The sequence below is a fragment of the Pseudoalteromonas sp. EB27 genome (assembly GCF_001974875.1).
Classification (GTDB): Bacteria; Pseudomonadota; Gammaproteobacteria; order Enterobacterales; family Alteromonadaceae; genus Pseudoalteromonas.
In genome coordinates, this window is record NZ_MTQD01000005.1 from 63547 (window position 1) to 83983 (window position 20437).

Below are 20437 nucleotides of genomic sequence, written 5' to 3' on the forward strand. Positions count from 1 at the left end.
ACCCTGTTCCCTCATAGGCGGCTATGGCGTATAATTGATGTAATTTTGCAGTAAAAACAGTTGAGAAAACAATGAGTGATCAAATAGCTACATTAGGTCAGCTTTTAGATGGTGCGGGTACTCAGTGGCGTGCTTTTGATATTGGCAGGCATATTACTAAGCTTGATAAAAAACAATTTTTAGCTATTGAACAAGCTCAAGTGCCTTACCCTTATCCTCTTGCTGGTCATGCTTGGCTAGCTATTCAATTTTGGGATACTAAAGCCAGTAAAGAACCTTATGTATGGTTTTTAAAGTTTCCACTAGACGAGCAAAGTATACTTGTAAGTGCTAGTCGCGATCATTTTGCTGATATGATTATTCAAGCCCTAGGCACTGAAATTACAGGTGAGCAAGCCGATGGAAAGCTTGATAATAACCCTTATGTTTTTACGCCAAACGCAAATAAATTAGCGGCATTTAATGCCCAAGTAAAAGTACTATTAAAACAGCCTGCGTCGCAGTATTACGAGCATGCACAATTATACTTTAGCGGTAAAATTGGTTTTGATAATTGGCAAAGTGTTGCACTGCAGGGTATTGCCGATTTTGCACTACGCTTAGACAGCGATACAAACTTAAGTAATCTTCAAAAAGCATGGGCGCATTTACCCATTGAAGTACTGCAACCACTCAGTGCCATGCTTGAACACGTTGAAATACCAACATCAATGAGTGAGTTACTTGTTAATTACACGCAGGCCGCAATTAGTAACAACGACACAGTGGCTATAACCGCAGCACTAAGATCTGCATCAAAAGGTCAAGCTCAAGGGCTATGCGCTCAATTAGTTGATAATGTATTAAGCTCACCGGTGGGACAAGACTCTGATGTATTATTAACAATAGCTGGACGGTGTTTTAAGCAATTAGAGAACCCTGAACGCTTACATGTATTTATGGATAATTGCGCACATCATCAAAAAATTGAAGAATTGTTTCCAAGTATTTTTGCTGACTTAGTTGCAATACCGACTATTCGCCCGCATTTATTAGGCTTATTACGTAAAGAAAATCGTAGCGAAACCCTCGCGCGTGCAATTGGAAGGTTATTCTCTTAAATGGCAAGTTTATGGACGTTCATACTTATTGGTAGTGTAATTTACTTATTTTGGCTTAACCGAAAGGTTGCTGAAGCGGCGAACGTTCATGCTAAACGTCAAAGTGAGCAACTGCAGGTGCAGTTGATGAGTGTTGCATGCACAAAACGCCGCTTTGGTTTTTTAAAGAACGGCAAGCCAGGCATCAAAAGCGAATTTATATTTGAGTTTTCAAGCGATGGTGAAAATGCTTATCAAGGTGTGCTAATTATGGAAAATGAGTTTTTGAAAAGTGTGGTTGTTCCGCCGCATAAAATATAAAGCTTATACCTTAAGGGAATTTGTTTTGATTTAATAAACTTAATTCAGCACAAAAAACTAAGGCGTAACTAAAGTTACGCCCCAATTGGACTGCATCCTGCTAGATATCCATTATCTTAAATCCGTATTATCATCCCCTGAACGAGTAAACAACCTTGTTTACCCTCACATTGCATCCTGCAATATCCATAGCCACCTTGGCAAACCCACGAAATCTATCGTTTGGCTACATACCGTAGCATCATCCTTGGTAATCCTTTTAAGTAGCTCCTGCCACTTATTGCATCCAGCAATATCCATAGCCATCTTGGCAAACCCACGAAACCTATCGTTTAGCTACATCCCGTAGCATCATCCCTGGTAATCCTTTTAAGTAGCTCCTGCCACTTTTTGCATCCTGCTATGTCCACTTGCCATCTTGGCCGTCCTGCGTAAACTAACGCTCCTGCTACTTCCTGTAGCGCCATCCGTGATTATCCTAAAGTAACTCCTAGCTACTAAGTGCTTCATGCACTTCCTTATTCTTCCTTGTATCCGTTTTAGCTTGTCCTTTATGCTTCCTGCTAGCGTCTGCTATGTTGCCTATTCCGTATCCTTGGCAGTTACTCAATCATTGAGCTATGTCGTCTTGACAAAGAGAAGTTTAAAGCAATCAGGGGGGAGAAATAGGACTTAACATTAAATAAATAAACGTCACAAAAATGAAAAATAAAAATAGACTTTAAATAACAATAGCTTGAATGAAAAAAGGCTACTTATTAATAGCCTTTAACTGAGAATGCTCACGACAATGTAAGATATATCTCACGGTCTTATGTCCGTTTGGGCGCATTGGCTTACATTATAATTTTAAATAGTTGGCTCAATTATTGATTTAAACAGTAACTCGCCCTCTACTTGGTTAAAAGTAAGGTTTTTAAATGCTTCAAATTTTTCGGTTTTAAAAAATTCAATGTGTTCTTTGCGCGTTACAAATACAGCCATCCCCGTTGACTCAGTGTTACATTTAACTAAATCATCAAGCCCTCGTAGTAAGTAACGACCAAACCCTTGCCCATGAAAATGCGGATCTACGGCAATAAAAGCTAAAAAGTAGTAATTGCCTTTCTCTTTAAGGGCATCTCTAATTGTTTGTTCTTTATCTATTAATTGATTTGTTTGTAAGTAGCCCGCACTCAGCATTAATTTTAAACGCCAGTGCCAATAACGCTGCGCTTGTAATTGGCTATTAGATTCAAATACACACGCTACTGCTTTTAATTTATCGTTGCGGTATAAACCAATTAATGGCTGCTTTTCTTGCCAAAAACTACTGAGCTCTTCGCGAATTAATGAGCGTAATTTTTTTTCGTAAACTGATTTATTTTCGTCATTGTAGCTAAGCATGTTTAGTAATACAGGATCGTCATGGTAAGCCTGATAAATTAAGCTCGCTGCAGTGCTAATATCTTCTGCGGCTAAATACTGTACGCTGAACGTATCAGCTGGTGTGGTTACACTCATTGTATTTCCTTTATTATTTAGCTATAGACTGTTTAACTTTATACCTAACTATATACCTAAAATTATTAACCGTAAATTCAGCGAGAGTTTAACTAGCTAGGAGTAGAGTTAGTCCTTAGAATAAGTTTTCATTTAGTTAATACCAATTGCATTAAATGAGTGTTCTATTATAGCGCTAGGAAAATAGCACAATAACAAGGCGAAAATTATGACATATAGTTGTTCTATATGAATAATTTTTAACGCAGTAAGTGAGCTATTTAATACGCTAGAATGGTCATGTTTTTAATAAAACTGGTATAAGGAGCAATATCATGGATACGACTAAACACGACATCAATACACTATTTGCACAACTTGGATTACCTAATTCTGATGAACAAATAGATGCATTTATTGCCTCACATGAATTAGAAGACACAACGCTACTCCAAGAAGCTTCTTTTTGGGATGAAGCACAACAGCACTTTTTAGCTGAATCGCTTGCACAAGACGGTGATTGGTGTGAAGTAATTGACGAGTTAGATGTACGCATTCGTCAAAGTAAGTAACTTTATTTAATGTACCCTCCCTTATTTATTGCTAACATAGCATCTGCGCAGCATTTATATGCTGCGTATTTATTTTATTAAAGAGTTATATATCTAATGAATTCAGTTGTATTTGATGCAATTAAAGCCCTTCTTGATGAAGGCAAAACCCCTACTGTAGCACTAACTAAAAGCCGTTTGGCGCAACCGGTTCCTATGCCGATGATTATTGCAGCAGTAAGCCAATATAAAAACAATCCTGATTCAATTAATAACTTCATGAGAAACCCACAGCAGTCAGATAATACTGAGCTTAAAACAAGTCAATTAGATAGAATTGAGCAAAAACTCGATAAACTTCTTGCACTGCTAGAACAAAAATAATTTGAGACTATAAATGTTCGTTGTTGATTTAACTTTTGATTGCTACCAAGACACCACCTTAGAACAAGCCGAACAGGCAATAAATCGCTTAGTCAATGCACTGCGTTTTAATGGTCAAATAATGGGTGAAGAATTTCCAACCGTTTTAAAAGATGGATTTTTTATTACCCGTGTAATGTGCCCGACCGAAGATGCAATGCACCCGCTAAATAACAGCCCGTTTGTTAAGCACAGTATCGAAAAGTTGCATAGTGCGGGGCTACTTGCGCCAAAAGTGAAAGTGATTGGACAAGATATTCATTCCAACGGCGCTGATTGCTGTAAAGAACCATCTAGTTATATTTTATACACAACCTATGTACATACGTGTAGCCCGCTTTATTGTGGTGATGACTTTTTGCCTGTGCCGCTATTTCGTATTCCGGCAATTGCTAATGGTGATTACAAAACACTTATAAAATGGCAAGAAGATTGGCAAGCCTGCGATCAAATTCAAATTAACGGCGCAACCCGTTGTGAATTCCCGGCACTTGAAGAAATATCGAGTATTAAAAGCGACTTATATAGACGCGGAAAAGACATAACAAAGCGAATTAGTTTTTTAACTAAAAAGCCAACCTATTATTATTTATACCGTGTAGGCGGCGTAGATAAAGCGTCTGAACTTGAACGAAAATGCCCTAGTTGTAATGGCGACTGGAAATTACCTGAATCGTGGTTTGGGTTATTCGACTTTAGGTGTGAGCCATGTGGCTTAGTGTCTAATATATCGTGGGATTTTCAGTAATTACACTAAATTAATGAGCAACAATAGCTTGGTGCTAAATGCACCAAGCTGATTCTTGAATAGACTCTAAACCTCTAATGCCTTTAAAAAAGCATTAATGTTGGGAGCAAGTACATGGTGTGTGTTTTTGCCAACATGCTCTAAACATACTTCACCAGTGTGCACCAAAACACTCACTAGTAAATCATCTTGATCTGTTAAACCAATAAATACCGTTTCTGGCTGCTTGAGCTTGCGTTTCATTAAAACGTGACCCGTTATATTTTGCTGTAACAAATTAAAGTCTTCTTCGTTCCATGCTTGTAGCAATTCAACTTGATGCCCATCAATACTTGCTGAAATGCTTCCACCGTACATATGCCCATATAGCTCGCTAAGCTCTTTTGGAAACTCAAGCTCAAGTGCGCTGGCTAAATCATTAAGCGAACCTGCAGGTTGCTGACGCGCGCCCTGCCATTGAATGTTACCTTGCTCGTCAACCTCACCAACTTCACATGGGCTTGGCCATTGATCGTCGTGTGTAATAAGTGGGTACTTTGCAGTGTTTTTAAGGGTATTTTCGCTAAATTTTTGATGAAGTTGTTCTATAAGCAATGCAACAGACATACTGTGAAACTCATTTAAATTAGATATAATGTCCCCATTGTAACTATTTAAGAGCAAACATGACAGATTACAGCAATTCTCCAGACCTTAAAGGTAGCGTATTAGGCCAATCTACTGAGTATGTAGATGTGTACACGCCAAGCTTGCTTTTCCCTATTGCGCGCAAATTAAATCGTGATGCTTTAAATATTGACGAAGCTGAGCTGCCATTTAAAGGCCAAGACATTTGGACAGGTTACGAGCTTTCATGGTTAAACATTAAAGGTAAACCCCAAGTTGCCGTGGCCTTATTTACCTTTGAGTGCCAAAGCAGCCATATTATTGAGTCAAAGTCGTTTAAACTTTATTTAAATAGCTTTAACCAAACCCGATTTGAAAGCATTGATGTAATAAAACAGCATTTAATTGATGACTTATCAAACGCGGTTAACAGTCCTGTCAAAGTGACTTTATATAATCCTGATGATTACAATTGCTTACCGTGTACGGCGCTACCAGGTGAATGTATTGATGACTTAGATATTGAAATTAATAATTACGATATTGATGCTAATTCACTTAAAGCAAAAAGTGATAACGTAGTAACTGAAACGCTCTACAGTCATTTACTCAAGTCAAACTGTTTAATTACCTCCCAGCCTGACTGGGCAAGTGTGATTATACGATACACAGGCGAGCAAATATGTCGCGAGTCGTTACTGCGTTATTTAATTTCGTTCAGAACGCATAACGAATTTCATGAGCAGTGTGTTGAGCGTATTTATAGCGATTTAACAACACAACTTAATATTAAAGAGTTAGAGGTTTACGCGCGTTATACTCGTCGCGGCGGGCTTGATATAAACCCGTATCGCTCTACGCACTATAACGATACGCCATTTGCCGTTAAAATTAATCGTCAGTAGGTTATTTTAAACTGGAATATTAGGGTCTGTTGACCTTTCATGGTTAAATTTGCAGCAGTCTATTTAGTATTTAGGCAAGGCAGAGCCTAAGTAGTGTGGTTGTTCCCCATAAATAGGCGATAACGTAGCATTAATGCCAAACAGGAGTTGCCCAAAGGGTTCTGCCTAGGGGCTATTCACTCTTTGTTGCTCGGTTTTTACTTATTCTTACATGGATGTAAGCCAGTAGAATAACGCAGGAGCAGTTATCGAGCCCACTAGGTTACAAACCTCGCGCCGCGATTAAACAGCCCCTAGGTTGAACAAATTTTAATCCGCAAAGTTCGACAGACCCTAGTATTAAAAAAGGAGCCTGGGCTCCTTTTTACATTCTTTAATTAATACCAATTCCATTAAGTATGTGATCTAAATTTTACGCAGAAAAAACAATTCAGTTCTAGGCGTAAATTGATGTAAATGTTCCCTTTGTGAAATTTACAACAAAGAAATGGGTTGTTTTAGCAAGTAAAATAGATCAGCTATTTATTGGAATTGGTATAACTTCGCGCTTAGTAGGTATGGGCATACCACACACATCAACGTAGTTATGTGCTTTAACAAACCAAGGTTCAACACGGTTTTTACGAGCACTGATTAAGTTTTTAAACACAGCTGAGTTTGTTTTCATCACTTTAAATATACTTTTATCGCTTTGGACATCGCCAAGGACTTGTATATTGGTAATTGGGTTAAATGCTTTTCCCTCAGTTGGTGTACGCGCTAAACGGTTAAAATGTTCTATACCTTCGAGCACTCGACCAAACACCGTAATGTTTTTATCAAGGTAGCGCGGGCCTTGCCCTATCGTTACAAAAAACTCCGTGCTCGCACTATTTATATAGTTATCGCGCGCCATGGCAAACACGCCACTACAATGCACTTGCCATGTTTGCGTATGTGCTGAGTTTTGAGCTACTGCAAAGCCGTTTAAAAAGCCAGTAACTGGTGCATATCCGTCGCCATTTAGCTCAGTAATTAAAAGTGGCTTGTTTGTTGTTGAATAAAACTCAGCAGGGACTGTTCTATCCGCTGTTTTAATTAATTTTTTACCCGAGCTGTCGCCACCTTGCGCTACAAAACCTTCAACAAACCGATAAACGCTGGTATTTTTATAAAACCCTTCTCGTGCTAACTTTTTAATGTTTTGAACGTGCTTTGGGGCAAGCAGCTCATTAAGCTCAATGTACGCATCGCCCGTTGGCAGCGTTATCTTTAAAATATTTTGAGCGTCCACCACTCGCCAGTCATTATCTGTTGCACTAGCAATGACTTCACTCGCGCTCAATAAAGGTAGCTCTTGATTAACAACACCATTGCCAAATTGTTGAGCACAACCGCTTAATAAAACACTAAGCAGAGCTGGCAATATAATTTTTTTCATCACTCATATCCTTATAATTATTATAGTTTTGGTTATTCCCAGTCAAACTTATATAGCACATCAACATTTTGGTATAGGCCGCTCGTTATTTCTATGTATAACTGTGAAAGTAACTGATATCGCACAGCCACCTCACTGAGCGAATCAAATACACCCACGCTATATTTAACTTGTAAGCTGGGTGCTACGTAACCTGATATTTCTACTTTGGTGCTATCGCCACTACCAGATGAGCTTAAACTTACATCTGATAACCCAAAGGTTTCACCCACCTTAGAAACAACCCCTTCGCTGCGGCTAACCCCTTGAGAAAGTAATAACTGTGTGAGCATAGCATCGCTTGACGAACTTTCCCCGTCACCCAAAGGTTGGCCATTAAGTAAATATGCAAGTGCTTGAGCTTGATCCATCGCAGGCTCAGAAAATATTTTGAGCGTGGGTTGTTCAACATTTCCCGTGAGCGTGACCCCTGCAATGACTCCATTTGCAGTGGTATCTGGGTTACGTATAGCTTTTATATTCAAAAATGGTTGTTCAATTGAGCCGCTAAAACCGACTTGCCCGGTGCTGATTATTAAGTCTTGCCCAAAGGCTAAGTAAGTACCTTCAATTAAGTTAAGCTCACCTGTGGCTATAATTGGCGCACCTTGACTCATTTTTATCGCTAAATCACCCGCAACTTTTGATTCCAAGCCAAACGATTCTACTTTTACATCGTTTTTAACAATCACTTTTAAATCTATGTCGTAATCAAACGGGACTTTTTCGGTAGCTTCAGTTTTTTGATCAACAATAATTTCATCATCGCTAACTTGCACCGCCCCCTCAGGGAGCTCTTCAATCATTATGCGACCGTAAGGCACAACTACCTCACCAACAAGCTTGAGTGCATTATTAGCCAAACCTATTTTTAAGTCTGGCGATACTTTAAAAGTAACTCCCTGCTGCGCGCGAACATAAAACTGCTCGCCAACTACCGCAACATTTACAGCAGGCTGCGAACCTTGCCAATCAACATCACCTGTTAGGTTTATTTTACCGCCCTGATTGTCGTTTAAGTTGCCTTTTATTGTGGCTGTTGTTTTATCAAACAATACGTTTATGTTTGATTTTTGCAGCGCTATAGGTAGTTGCTCGCCCTCTAAACTAATATCGCTAACGTTAAGCTCGCCATTTAATAAAGGATCTTTTAACGTACCTGCTAACGCGACTTTCCCACTAATATCTCCTTTTAACTGCTCGAGAGTTTCAAGAAATGGTTGTAAGTCTGACAGTAGTATTTTATCTATATTAATGGTGCCATTAAGCGCTTGAGTATTTTGTATATCGTCGATATTAATTTGTGTATTTATTTTACCAAGTACACTTGATTCTAAGTTAGCTTCAAGCTTGCCAATTTGAGAATCCGAAAATGCACTGATACTTAACGTTTCGATAGGTAATTTGAAACGATCTTCATCAGAAATTAAAACCGCAGTTAAATCGCTAGAATCGATATTTGCACGTAATGTTTTAAGTGCACCGCCACGCCAATTAAGTGCGACATCGCCAGCAATATTACCGCGAGTCCGAATATTATCAGGCAAAAAGTGCTTAAGCTCTTCAAGTGCTAAGTTACTTAATTTTGCATTTAACTGACCAAGTTCTTTTGTTTGAGCTAGCGTGTCTATACATAATTCACTTTGCTCAGATGCCCAACAATGCGCGCTTACATTAAAGTCGCTGGTTTGAGTATTAACCATAATGGCAATATTTTTAGTGTTACTAAAGCTTAGCTTTTTATCACTAAGTGTTATATTGCTAAGCTCGCCATTCCAAGTGGTATTATTAATTTTGCCATTAACTTCCAGCTCTACACTGCCTTGCTCGGCATCTACTGATGCCGTAAGTTGGTGATCAGTTTTATCGCCGCTGGCATCAATTTTAACGCTATTAATTTTTTGGTCGGCCACAAGCGCCGAACCAACACTTACCGATATATCCGTTTGCCAATCGGCAGCGGTATCTAACTGCCCTTTTACTGATAATTTATTAATGTTTATTTCATCAAAAATAAAGCGATCTAGTATTAACGCTAAATCAACAGAGGGCGTTAATCGCTCACCTCTCACTTTTAAATTTGCGTTGCCATCAGCAGTAAATGGAATATTAGCTTTTTCATCACTTTTTAGCGTTACTTTGCCATCAACCTGCCAAGTATCATCAACTTGTCCGCTTAGTACTAACTTATTGGTGCCGCTACTTAAATAAAAGCTATCAATGTTCGCTTTTAACGTATTATCGAGCTTAAAGTTTGAAGCAAATTCTAGTGGTACATCGTTAAGTAATCCGCTTAACTTTGTATTATCCATTTGTAGCTGCCACGCATCAGCTGCGGCATTAAACGAGCCTTTAAACTGCCCTGAAATGTCACTAGTGACAGCGTCAGTTAAGTACTGCGCTTTTAAGTTAGCAAGCGTGCCATTAAAGCTAGCCTGTATTCCTTTTTGCCAATCAACATTGGCTTTTATAGTTGCACTGCTTTCGTTCGCTTTTATGCTTAGCGCTTGTAATGTTGCTTTGGTGAGACTGCCATTTAATTGGGTCTTTAAGTCAACAGCTGGGTAAGCGCCTAGTTGGCTATTCGCCTGCAGGCTAAGCTGATAGTCGTCAGCATTACCTTGTGCGTTAAGGTTAACATTTCGTACTTTAAGCTCATTACTTTGCGCATCAATAAGCCACTGCTTAATTTTGCCATTTAACTCAAACGGGTAGTTTTTTTGCTTTAAATTTGCTGTTGCCGTTAAATTAAGTGGATATTGCCCCTGTGTTTCTAAATTTAAGTTTAGGTTTGATAAGTCGCCACCTAGTTCCAAGTTAGCTTGGTGCTCATCACTTTGTAAAACAACACTCCCTTTTAAAGGTAAGTTTCCTGCAAGCTCAGCGTTAAGATGTGTATTGAGCTGCCACTGTTCATACTTTGCTGAGAATGACTCTAAATTAACAGCCGCATCTTCTACATTTAACCGCAGCGCTATATTTTCAATAATATGCTGGGCTTCGCCTTGTTCTATCGTAACTTCAGCTATTTCAAAGTCCTCAACGACTAAATCAAGTGGCGAAGTAAATTCTATATTAGGCAAAGCAGGTAGATGCGTTAAAGGCGCTTGAGCATTTTGCGCAGTTTGTGTTTTCGCGTCTTGTTCTTGCTCTTTTAAAGCAATCAGTATGGTAGGGATATTCAGGCTTTTAACCGTGAGCTTAGAGCCCTCTGCTTTTGCTGAGAGTTTAAAGTTATCCACACTTACGTTTGCGCTTGGATGCTCTAGAGTAAATTTGTTTATCGCAATATTTTTTACAGCAATATTAAAAGGTAAGCTGATTTTTTCAAGCGGCTCTGTCGGGGCTTCTTCTTGTGATTCTGCAGTTTTTGGTAACGTTAAATCTATAGATTTAGCACTTAAGTTATCTATACAAATCCCATCGCATTGCCACCAAAACAAATCAATTTTCAATTGTTGAGCATTAAAATCCAAGCCATTGCTAGTAAAGCGTACATTAAAGGCATCATTATAAATAAAACGGCCATCTTTGATTTCAATATGTAGGCCATCTACGGCTTTGTTTGCACTATAGGCAATAAATTGATTACCGGGTGCGGTAAATAACAAACAAAATAGTGCAACAACTAACGTGACAAAAATAGCACTTACGGCGGCTGTTATCTTTTTTAATACTGACATTAAATTTCTGGCCCTATGGTAATACTTAAACGTGTGCTTTTACTTTCTTTTGTTAATCCCCAAGCGTGATCTATACGCACAGGGCCAACGGGTGTTAAATAACGAAAACCAAAACCAGCGCCTACTTCAAAGTCATCAGAAAAATCATTCGTCGCAGTACCACCGTCAACAAATAAAGCCGCGCGCCAGTTTTGAGCAAACTGATAGTTGTACTCTATTGTACTGGTGAGTAAGTATTTACCACCGATGAGGTCGCCATCATCATTTTCTGGCGATATTGATTGGTACGCAAAACCACGAACACTTTGATCGCCACCTGCGTAAAAACGCAGTGAGTAAGGTACGTTTTCAATATCATCAACTAGCATTGCACCTACATTTGCTTTTAAAAACACTAAATGCTTATCTAAATAAGTACGTAACCATGCATGTTGCATTTGCACCCTAATCAAATTAGTACTCGAAAGTACATCATCTAAACCAAACTCAGCAGATATAAGCCACTGCTCTCCCCAATAAGGAGTCGTGCCGCCTTTTGATTTTTTGCGCGCGTAGCTAATGCCGGGCATTAACATTTCGGTGCTTTCTTCAGGCTCATCACCAATGCGATAAGTTTCTTGGTCACGGCGTAAAAATGCCGTACGCACCCACTTATTTTCGGTCAACCATTGTCGCTGAACTTGCCCCGTGAGTATTTCACTGTAAGTGTCGTTTGTTAGTTCATCTTCTAACTTGTAGCCAACAGAGAAACGCCATAAATCATCATTAGGATCATCAACTGGAATTGTATAGGCCATGGAAATATCTTGCTGTTTTTGTGCCACGTTTAGATTAGTTTCGAGGTAATGGCCGTCTTCTGTGATCCACGGTTTACTCCATTTAAAACGCACTTTGGGTCCTAAGTCAGTGCTATAGCCGCCACCAACTTCATAGCTATTAGCGGGCTTAGGGAGTACATCTACTTTAATAGGAACTTGGCTATTTTGACGTGCTGCAATGTCAGCATAAACACGCACGCTTGCGAAATAAGGGGTGCTTGATAGATCTAAATTATAATCAGCAATATGTGTTGATTTATAAGGTTGGCCCTGCGAGAAAGGCGCTATAGAGCGTATGTATTTTTCAGCGGGTGTATTAGTGGCAATTTGTATATTGCCAAACTGATACCTGACTCCGGTATCAATAACAAAAGTAATAACAGCACTATTTTTTTTAACCGACACTTCTAATTTACGTGCTGGCCACTTAGCATCAAAATAACCAAGTTCTAATAGCATTGATTCTATTTTTTTATGGGTTGAGTCGTATTTACCATGATTTAGAACATCGCCTTGTTTTAAGCTGATGTTGTTAATTAATGCCTGCAATTGGGTATCGCTTTGGCCATCCCCATTTAAAGTAATGTTAATTGCTTCTATACGAGTTGCAGGCCCTCGCTCAACTTTAACGATTAATTCACTGTCGTCTTTATCAAACTCAACTTCAACGGTTGGGCTGTAATAACCAAGTGCTTTGATACTATTTTGTACTTGCTTTTGAGCATAGCGGCGAAGTGTACGGGTTGGCTTCTCACCAATTAATTGCTTGAGGTAAAGGGCTACGTTACTTTCTAAATCACCATTTAACCCTTTAATTTCGTAATCTTCTATGACTTTTTCTGCCGCATAGCTATTTGTCGCAATTAAAGCGATCACAACACACATGCAACGTAAAAACTTAATAAACAAGTAAATATCCTTACTTTTAATATCTTAAATACACAGTTAACGAATTAAAGGCATATTAGCATAGCCATAATGAGCAACACATTAACTTAATAACAATCTAAGGTGATAAATTATGTATTGTATAAAGGTTGATATAATGAAAATTAGTACGCGTTAGGACAATATTTTAGTTACAATAGTGCCTACGAATACAAAATTAATTTTAAATGAGTTTTTAATGCAATTCCCTGATGATGATAACGGCCAACTTTTAGCCGAAATAGCTGCTGCTGGCATTGATTTAAATAAAATGCACCAAGTCGATTTTTTTATCTTATTTGAACAAGAAGCCGATGCTGAAAAATTTGCTAAAGAAATAGTCTCTGATGCATTAGTTCAAAACACTGAGCTTGGAAAATGCAAAGACACTGGCGTTTGGGAAGTAATCACTCAAGTACAAATGGTGCCAGAGCACACCCTTCTTGGACAAGCCGAGCAATACATTGAAAGCATTGCTAACAGCTTTAATGGATACGGTGACGGTTGGGGATTGATGGATGATGACGAGGCTTAATTGCCTTTTAATCTAATGTACTCGATCAGTTAAGCTTATCGGCTTAACTGATTTGCTTTTCTAAAATTCCCTTTATAGTCAAATAGCTTGTCTGCCACTTTCCAACCATACTTTTTACTTTTTCGTGCAATAACAAAATCCGGTGGTACTAATTCAAATTGTGCTTTTACTACTTGCTCTGCAGTTTTAAAGTCTATCGGTGTTTGCCCAAGCCCCACGCGTTGACCAAATTGCTTATTAAATATAAATTGCCCGCCTTTATTTGCCAGGTTATATACCTCATCGCAACTTGTGCCATCTTCATCAAAATACGTTATTTTAAAGAGCTCATCTTTAATTTGAGTTACTGATAAACCACTACAACGAAGTACAAGTGCGTCTTTTAGGTTTAAGGCATTACGTAATTTATCATCAGGATCGGCCATTACCGCGCCGCAATCGTGGCATTTACGTGCAGCAATATCATTTTGGGCACCGCACTGCTCACACTCTTTAAACCTAAAACGATAATCGCACTGCTCTTTATGCCCATCATCATCTTCTAACAGCCCTTTACATCGCCTGCCAAAGTGCTCTATTACTTTTCCTGCAGAATCAGTTTTACCCCAAAATATATTTGCAAAACCACAGCCAGGACAAAGTACCTGCACAGGTTCATTATCACTATCGCCTTTTTTATCGCCTACTTCTGGGTGAAATAAATTAAAACCATTGCCGGCATAATCGATTACTAAGCAATCTGTTTTTGATTCAGATAACCTGAGACCTCGCCCCACAATTTGTTGATATAAACTAACTGATTCTGTAGGTCTTAAAATAGCTATAAAATCGACGTGTGGCGCATCAAAGCCGGTCGTTAGTACTGATATATTAACTAGATACTTTAATTGCTTAGCTTTAAATTGCGTAATGATTTTATCGCGCTCATTGTTTGGCGTATCACCTGTTATAAGTGCGCTTTGATGAGCTGGCAAGTAGCTTAATATTTCCTGAGCATGCATTACCGTGGCTGCAAAAACCATAACACCTTCACGCTCTTCACTGTATTGAATAACTTGCTGTAATATAGCTTTCGTAGCGCGCTCACTGTTTTTTAAAAGCGCATTCATATCATTAGTCGTGTATTGCCCAAATGCATTACTATCTAAAGACGAAAAATCATAATGACTTATCGCTGCATCAACTTCGTTTGGCGGCGTTAAATAATTATGTTTGATCATATACCTGAGCGGCAATTCAAAAATACAACTTTTAAACGGACTTTCTTGAGTACCTTTAACAAAGCCATGATAATGATGATGGTATATCCACCCCGTTCCTAGCCGATAAGGTGTTGCTGTTAAACCCAATACTTTTAACTGAGGGTTATATTCTTTTAAACTGTTTATTACTTTACCGTACTGACTTTTTTTATCCCCATTTACCCTGTGGCATTCATCAATAATAAGTAACGAATAATGCTCATTTAATTTATTTAAATTACGAGAAAGTGATTGCACACTAGCAAACGTTACTTGATGGTTTAATGACTTTTCTTTTAAACCTGCTGAAAATATACTCGCCTCTAAACCAAAACTTTTATATTTTTGCGAATTTTGCTCTACCAACTCTTTTACATGAGCAAGTACTAATATTTTTTGCTTAGCAATACGGGCAAGTTCAGCAATAACAAGGCTTTTACCTGCACCAGTTGGTAGCACAATAACGGCAGGATCATTACTCTTTCTAAAGTGTAAAACGGTGCGTTCTACGGCTTCTTGCTGGTAAGGTCTTAGTTTATAGCTCATGGGAAAACAAATAGGTTTGAGTAAGGAGATTTTAGCAAATAATAGCTGGGAGTTTTAAACTTAAATTATATTTTATTGAGGGGTAAACAAAAAAGAGAAGCCGAAGCTTCTCTTATATTTAGCTTTAGGCTAAAAATTTCTCAAGCTCAACACCTTCAAACGCTTTAGGACGACGGCCACGGCCTGTCCATTCAATAGTCTCACCATTGTGTTCCATACGGTACTTAGGCTTAACTTTGGTACGTTTGTCAGATGCTCCATCTTGTAAATCTTCTAGCGTAAGTCCTTTTTCTTTTAAAAGATCCAAAACTTCCTGTTTCGCTTTTTGCTGCTGGGTATATTTTGAAATTGCATCATTGATAAGCTGTTGAGCTTTTTCAAGATCCGTTAATGATGCTGTTTTAATAAAAGATCGGACTTCTTTCATTTATATCTCGCTAAATTGTGTGATTGGAATTATTTAATTATTCTTTTTTAGTATAAGGGTATTTTTCAGGAATGACTATTACAAGATATAAACTAAATAACCCCTCTATTAAATATACGCTATTAGTCTTACGTTATTAAATTAGGAGTAATTTAATATAAATTGCCGATGTATAAGGGAACTTCATTTTATAAGATATATAGTCGATAAAAACACTACTAATCCGTTGAATAATAAATGTCAGCTTTCAGTACAATAAAGCAGCTAAGAACTTATATGCAATTTGCAAATATCATTACTTCGACTCAATTAAAAAATCACATTATTTATTCTTAGTGTCAGGTGAATATAATCGGAAATCACAAAGTAACAAGCTTAAAAATGAAGTGAGCCAGTAAGTTCATACAAACCATAATTTAAATTTCAAATAGCAAACCAAATGTAAAAAGGTCAGAAGCATAAGCAACTGACCTTTTACTATAGTCGTCAGCGTATTAAAGACGAAACATAATCTATAAACGATTTTTAGAAGTTTTGTTCAACTTTTAAAAATACAGCTCGGCCTAAAACATCATATAATGATGTTGAAGCATCGCGATAACCTCTAGTGCCATCGTTTAGCTGAGGCGCTTCTTTATCAAACACATTGTTCACACCTAGTACAAACTTACCATTCCATTCATGGTTATATGATACTTGGATATTGTGTTTAATATAGCTTGGAATATCAGCTAAATATGTTACACCATACTCCTCATTGCCTGAGTCTTGGTCGCCTATGTAGTATGTAGTCCATGCTGCACCAAATGCATCATTTGTCCAATCAAAGGTAACATTACCACGAAGCTCTGGGTACTCTTGCAGACCAGCGTAATCGAATGCGTCAGCACCCTCTTCTGTTACTTCTTCAAAGTCACTTACATAACTTAACTCACCTTTAAGAGCAAAGTTACCAATGCTAGACTCAAACATGTAAGCTGTTTTAAAATCAAAACCTGATGTTTCTAAACTCGCCATATTTTGGTCAAAGCTGTACATTACATCAATACGACCTGTATTTGGATCGCGAACTACTGCAGGGTTAGAGCCATTGTCTTGCTCGTCTTTTAATAGGCGCTCAACACTTACTGCTGCGATTCTATTTTCTAGCTTGATATTATAGTAAGAAAGCTCTACAGATAAGTCATCTGTTACATTCCAAACAAAACCTGTTGTAAATGATTCACCTTCTTCTGGCTCAAGATCTGGATTACCACCAAACCAAGTTTTATGTTGCTGTGAAGCATTTGGGTTACAGTAAATAGCATCAGAACCTGCATTGCCTTGCGTATCACACCAAATTGTATCGTAAGCTTTTTCGAAGCTTAGCGCCTGACTAGAGAACATTTCGCCCATGTTAGGTGCACGGAACGATTCACCCCAGCTAGCTCGAACTAATAGCGCATCAGAAGGACGCCATGCAACACCAATTTGAGGGGCAACATTATCGAATGTTCCTGATACAAATTGTGAACCAACGTCACCTTCTTGCTCGTATTTGTCATATCGAACAGCTGCTTTAATATCAACATTGTATGGTAGGTTTACTTGTAGCTCTGAATATACAGAAGTTCTGTCACGCTCTGCATTAACATCATCACCACCTGAACCACCTGACACTCGACCTGAAGCCGATTGAGGGTCACTCATTTGTTCAAATTCTACTTGCTCAAATTCAGCACCGACTACGCCAGCAATCGAAACATCACCATTATCAAACAATAATGTAGATGCTACTGTATCAAATTGAGTACTTGTAAAACGAGCTTGATACACACCTGTGTGAGCGGCTTGGCCATACAAGTCTTTCATGCTGCTATCCCAGTTAGCAAAGCTCATTCCTGATGTATTAAAGATATCATATTCGCCGCTATCAATTAATTTCTGAACAACATCATCATTTATAAGATTTGTATTGAATGAGTTAGTTGTAGAACGGCTGTGTTGTACATTAAATTCCCAGTCAATACCATTTGCAACATCTACAAAACCGACTAAACCACCTAAGAAATCAATACTATTAATTTCAGTACGAGTATCTCGCTCACCAATGTTAGCTGAGCGCATGTATAGAGTTAAATCTTCGCCTACAGGGTTTAAAGGATTATCAGCCAACATAGTTGGTTGATTTGTAGATACAGGTGTACCTGCATAGCGAGAATCAGTTTCAGAAAGTGATGCACTTGCGCGTCCGCGGAACTTTAAGTTATCAGTGAATTCATAATTGAAATTTGAAAGCATTGAGTTCTGAGTAGTATCACCAAATAATTTAGTTACTGCACCATAGTTATATAAACAGCGAGTGCCTCCATCAACCGTGTTATTTGATTCTGCACACATAGTAGGGCTTGTAACCCAACCACTAGCACCATTACCATTTGGAACTGAGCTAAATGACGAATAATCAGCATAAGTCTCATCATTTAATTTCCAAATATCTCTATCGTATACTGATTCAGCATCATAATATTCATAAGTTAGTGTAATATTACCCTTCTCACCAGAGTAACCTGTACTTACGTTAAAACGATTTGTATCACCACCTTCAGCACTAGGTAGTTCAGTATCATATGAAAAACTTAAACCGTTAAAGTCTTTTTTTGTAATAATGTTAATAACACCTGCAACAGCATCTGAGCCATATACAGCAGAAGCACCTTCACGAAGAATCTCAATTCTTTCTACTATTGCCATTGGAATACGAGAAGTATCTGCGGCGGCGCCTGAAGACGAACTTGTACCAGGCATACGGCGACCGTCAAGTAGCACTAATGTGTACTCAGCCCCAAGGCCACGCATGTTAATATTACTTGTTGCTGCTGCGCCGTTACCGTAGCCAGACATACCACGCCATGAACCAAAGCTATTTACAGAAGTATTATTTAAAACATCAGCAACTGATGCTTCACCTGATAATTGTAGATCTGCAGCGGTAATAACAGTTACTGGTGATGATGTTTCCATATCAACTTGTTTAATGCGAGACCCAGTTACTTCTATACGCTCAACTTTTTCTTTTTCTGCTGCCATAGAGCTTGCAGAAAAAGCAGCGGTTGATACCGCACTAAAAGCGATAGCTAAGCGAACTGCCTTTGAGATTTTATTATTTAACATTGGATTATCCCTAGAATATTTTTTAATTATTTTGTTTTCAAAACGGTCTGTAATTCATCACAGTACCTATTTCGGTTTGAATAGTAGTCCCAACCTAACCAAAAGGTCAACACTCTGACAACGAAATAAATACATTAATTTACAACAACTTAAAGAAACAAAAAATCAACACATTGCCATATCCTCACCATTAACCAAAGTGCAATATTCCCCTTTTGGGTGCATGCTAATAAAATGAAATTAAATGTAAACAAACCTTGAAAGTGAATTAACATTTGTAGATTATGGTGTTCCTAACAAACAAAGGAATTGCTATGAAAACCTACTCCGCATTTATTTTTATACTTCTTGTCTCTTGTTCAGCTTTCGCTGACTTAAAAGAACTTCCGGAAGAATTTTCAGATTTTAGTTTGAACAGAGATATTACTGTCTCTTACGATGACCTAGACACTCTTCTAAGTTTTACTGTTATTGATACTGGAGCATCAGATCGTTCCAAACTAAATTCTCAGGCCTCTATCGGCACAAGAATGAAATCGCATAAAAATAACGACACAGCATTGGAGGCAAATCGTTTCTTTTTTGAAGAAGTAACAAAATCAGAGATTAAAGATGGTTTTTATAAGATTAGAGTTAGCCTAGAAAGTCTTCCAAATGAAATCTCACTTAACGAACTCAGCCTTGATGAGCAACTTGCTTATTGGTTAAACCTTTACAATACGGCTATGTTAGAAAAACTAATCACACACTATCCTATTCGCGATACAGAAGATTTACTCTTTGGCAGCAATTCAATTTTAGAGGATGAGTTTTTAAATGTTGCTGGCCATAAACTTTCTTTAAACGATATACAACAAAATATTGTTTTTAAAAAGTTTGGTATAAAAAAACCAATAGTTATGTATGGGTTTTATCAAGGAAATATAGGAAGTCCTAACATTCGTGCCGAAGCATATAAAGGAAACAAGGTTTATCATCAGTTAGTTAAAAACGCTGAGGAATTCGTCAATTCAAACAGAGGAACTAGTATCAAGCGAAAAAATCGCCTTTATGCCTCTAAGTACTATGAGCAAGTTAAACCATTATTCGAAAACTTCGAGAAAGATTTACGAGAACACCTAAAAGACTATGCTAACCCGCCAATGAGCTCTGATATAAAATATGCTAAAAGCTTTAAAATAGGTATTGAAGATTGGAGAATCACTGATATTTATGGCACAGAGCGAAAGTTTGGTGGCGCAGCGTCAACAAATCCTGCCGCCATGCTCAATGCTGTTGCAAATAACTCATCAAAACCAATAGGAGCTGATGGCGCAGGTTCAGGATTAGGTGCTGTTAACATAAGCTTTTTATCTAATTCTATTTCGGAGAAAACGATGGACTTTGGCCGTTTTTCTCCAGAAATGCTCGAAAAAATTAGAGCTCTCAAGCTAAAAGAAACTGATAATAGTGGCTCTGTAAAAATAAAAGACCTTTAATAAATTTTATTATTTAACTTTAAAAAACACCCTGTTAACATGGTACGAAAAATAG

General features: G+C 38.0%; 16 protein-coding genes. 8 read left to right on the plus strand and 8 right to left on the minus strand.

Annotated features, from left to right (window positions below; translation table 11 throughout):
- The first annotated feature begins 71 nt into the window (after positions 1 to 71).
- Positions 72 to 1100: a DUF3549 family protein gene (locus BW142_RS07140; RefSeq protein ID WP_024599762.1), complete on the plus strand. Its 1029-nt coding sequence runs from the start codon at positions 72 to 74 to the stop codon at positions 1098 to 1100.
- Positions 1101 to 1400 (plus strand): DUF3301 domain-containing protein, encoded by a 300-nt coding sequence (locus tag BW142_RS07145; protein WP_002963032.1) that lies wholly within the window; start codon positions 1101 to 1103, stop codon positions 1398 to 1400.
- An 849-nt stretch (positions 1401 to 2249) separates the two neighbouring features.
- Here the strand turns inward: BW142_RS07145 and BW142_RS07150 are convergent.
- Positions 2250 to 2903 carry a GNAT family N-acetyltransferase gene (locus BW142_RS07150; RefSeq protein ID WP_076924408.1) on the minus strand — a complete coding sequence of 218 codons (654 nt, stop codon included), beginning with the start codon at positions 2901 to 2903 and terminating at the stop codon, positions 2250 to 2252.
- Between the two features lie 314 nt (positions 2904 to 3217).
- On the opposite strand from BW142_RS07150, the gene BW142_RS07155 reads away from it, so the two are divergent.
- The 3 genes from BW142_RS07155 to BW142_RS07165 all read left to right on the plus strand — a co-directional run bounded on the left by BW142_RS07155 (position 3218) and on the right by BW142_RS07165 (position 4604).
- Positions 3218 to 3454, plus strand: a complete 237-nt coding sequence (locus BW142_RS07155) for a DUF2789 domain-containing protein (protein WP_024599764.1) — start codon at positions 3218 to 3220, stop codon at positions 3452 to 3454.
- Positions 3455 to 3550: 96 nt separating this feature from the next.
- A complete protein-coding gene (locus BW142_RS07160; RefSeq protein ID WP_007378199.1) occupies positions 3551 to 3817 on the plus strand; it encodes a hypothetical protein in 267 nt (88 codons plus the stop codon).
- 13 nt (positions 3818 to 3830) lie between these two features.
- A complete protein-coding gene (locus BW142_RS07165; protein ID WP_024599765.1) occupies positions 3831 to 4604 on the plus strand; it encodes a Zn-ribbon-containing protein in 774 nt (257 codons plus the stop codon).
- A gap of 66 nt (positions 4605 to 4670) precedes the next feature.
- Here the strand turns inward: BW142_RS07165 and syd are convergent, their stop codons facing one another.
- Positions 4671 to 5210, minus strand: a complete 540-nt coding sequence (syd, locus tag BW142_RS07170) for a SecY-interacting protein (protein ID WP_076924409.1) — start codon at positions 5208 to 5210, stop codon at positions 4671 to 4673.
- A 59-nt stretch (positions 5211 to 5269) separates the two neighbouring features.
- On the opposite strand from syd, the gene queF reads away from it, so the two are divergent.
- Positions 5270 to 6115, plus strand: a complete 846-nt coding sequence (gene queF / locus BW142_RS07175; protein WP_076924410.1) for an NADPH-dependent 7-cyano-7-deazaguanine reductase QueF — start codon at positions 5270 to 5272, stop codon at positions 6113 to 6115.
- 514 nt (positions 6116 to 6629) lie between these two features.
- Here queF and BW142_RS07180 read toward each other — a convergent pair.
- The 3 genes from BW142_RS07180 to BW142_RS07190 are packed head-to-tail and all read right to left on the minus strand — an operon-like array spanning position 6630 to position 12984.
- The gene (locus BW142_RS07180; protein ID WP_076924411.1) at positions 6630 to 7535 is read right to left on the minus strand and encodes a peptidylprolyl isomerase; all 906 of its coding nucleotides are present in this window, start codon (positions 7533 to 7535) and stop codon (positions 6630 to 6632) included.
- 32 nt (positions 7536 to 7567) lie between these two features.
- Positions 7568 to 11257: a translocation/assembly module TamB domain-containing protein gene (locus BW142_RS07185; RefSeq protein WP_076924412.1), complete on the minus strand. Its 3690-nt coding sequence runs from the start codon at positions 11255 to 11257 to the stop codon at positions 7568 to 7570.
- Positions 11257 to 12984: an autotransporter assembly complex family protein gene (locus BW142_RS07190; protein ID WP_024599770.1), complete on the minus strand. Its 1728-nt coding sequence runs from the start codon at positions 12982 to 12984 to the stop codon at positions 11257 to 11259. Before BW142_RS07190 ends, BW142_RS07185 begins: the two co-directional genes overlap by 1 nt.
- A 217-nt stretch (positions 12985 to 13201) precedes the next feature.
- Here BW142_RS07190 and BW142_RS07195 point away from each other — a divergent pair, with 217 nt between their 5' ends.
- Positions 13202 to 13537 carry a ribonuclease E inhibitor RraB gene (locus BW142_RS07195; protein WP_024599771.1) on the plus strand — a complete coding sequence of 112 codons (336 nt, stop codon included), beginning with the start codon at positions 13202 to 13204 and terminating at the stop codon, positions 13535 to 13537.
- A gap of 35 nt (positions 13538 to 13572) precedes the next feature.
- Here the strand turns inward: BW142_RS07195 and BW142_RS07200 are convergent, their stop codons facing one another.
- From BW142_RS07200 to BW142_RS07210, 3 genes are all read right to left on the minus strand, one after another.
- Positions 13573 to 15324, minus strand: coding sequence for a DEAD/DEAH box helicase (locus BW142_RS07200; protein ID WP_076924413.1), 1752 nt, complete (start codon positions 15322 to 15324; stop codon positions 13573 to 13575).
- Between the two features lie 124 nt (positions 15325 to 15448).
- A complete protein-coding gene (locus BW142_RS07205; RefSeq protein WP_076924414.1) occupies positions 15449 to 15751 on the minus strand; it encodes an H-NS histone family protein in 303 nt (100 codons plus the stop codon).
- 525 nt (positions 15752 to 16276) lie between these two features.
- Entirely contained in the window at positions 16277 to 18904 is a 2628-nt protein-coding gene (locus BW142_RS07210; RefSeq protein WP_076924415.1) for a TonB-dependent receptor, read from the minus strand.
- Positions 18905 to 19218: 314 nt separating this feature from the next.
- Here BW142_RS07210 and BW142_RS07215 point away from each other — a divergent pair, with 314 nt between their 5' ends.
- Complete coding sequence (locus BW142_RS07215) at positions 19219 to 20382, plus strand: DUF547 domain-containing protein (protein ID WP_170071914.1); 1164 nt, start codon at positions 19219 to 19221, stop codon at positions 20380 to 20382.
- Positions 20383 to 20437 lie beyond the last annotated feature (55 nt).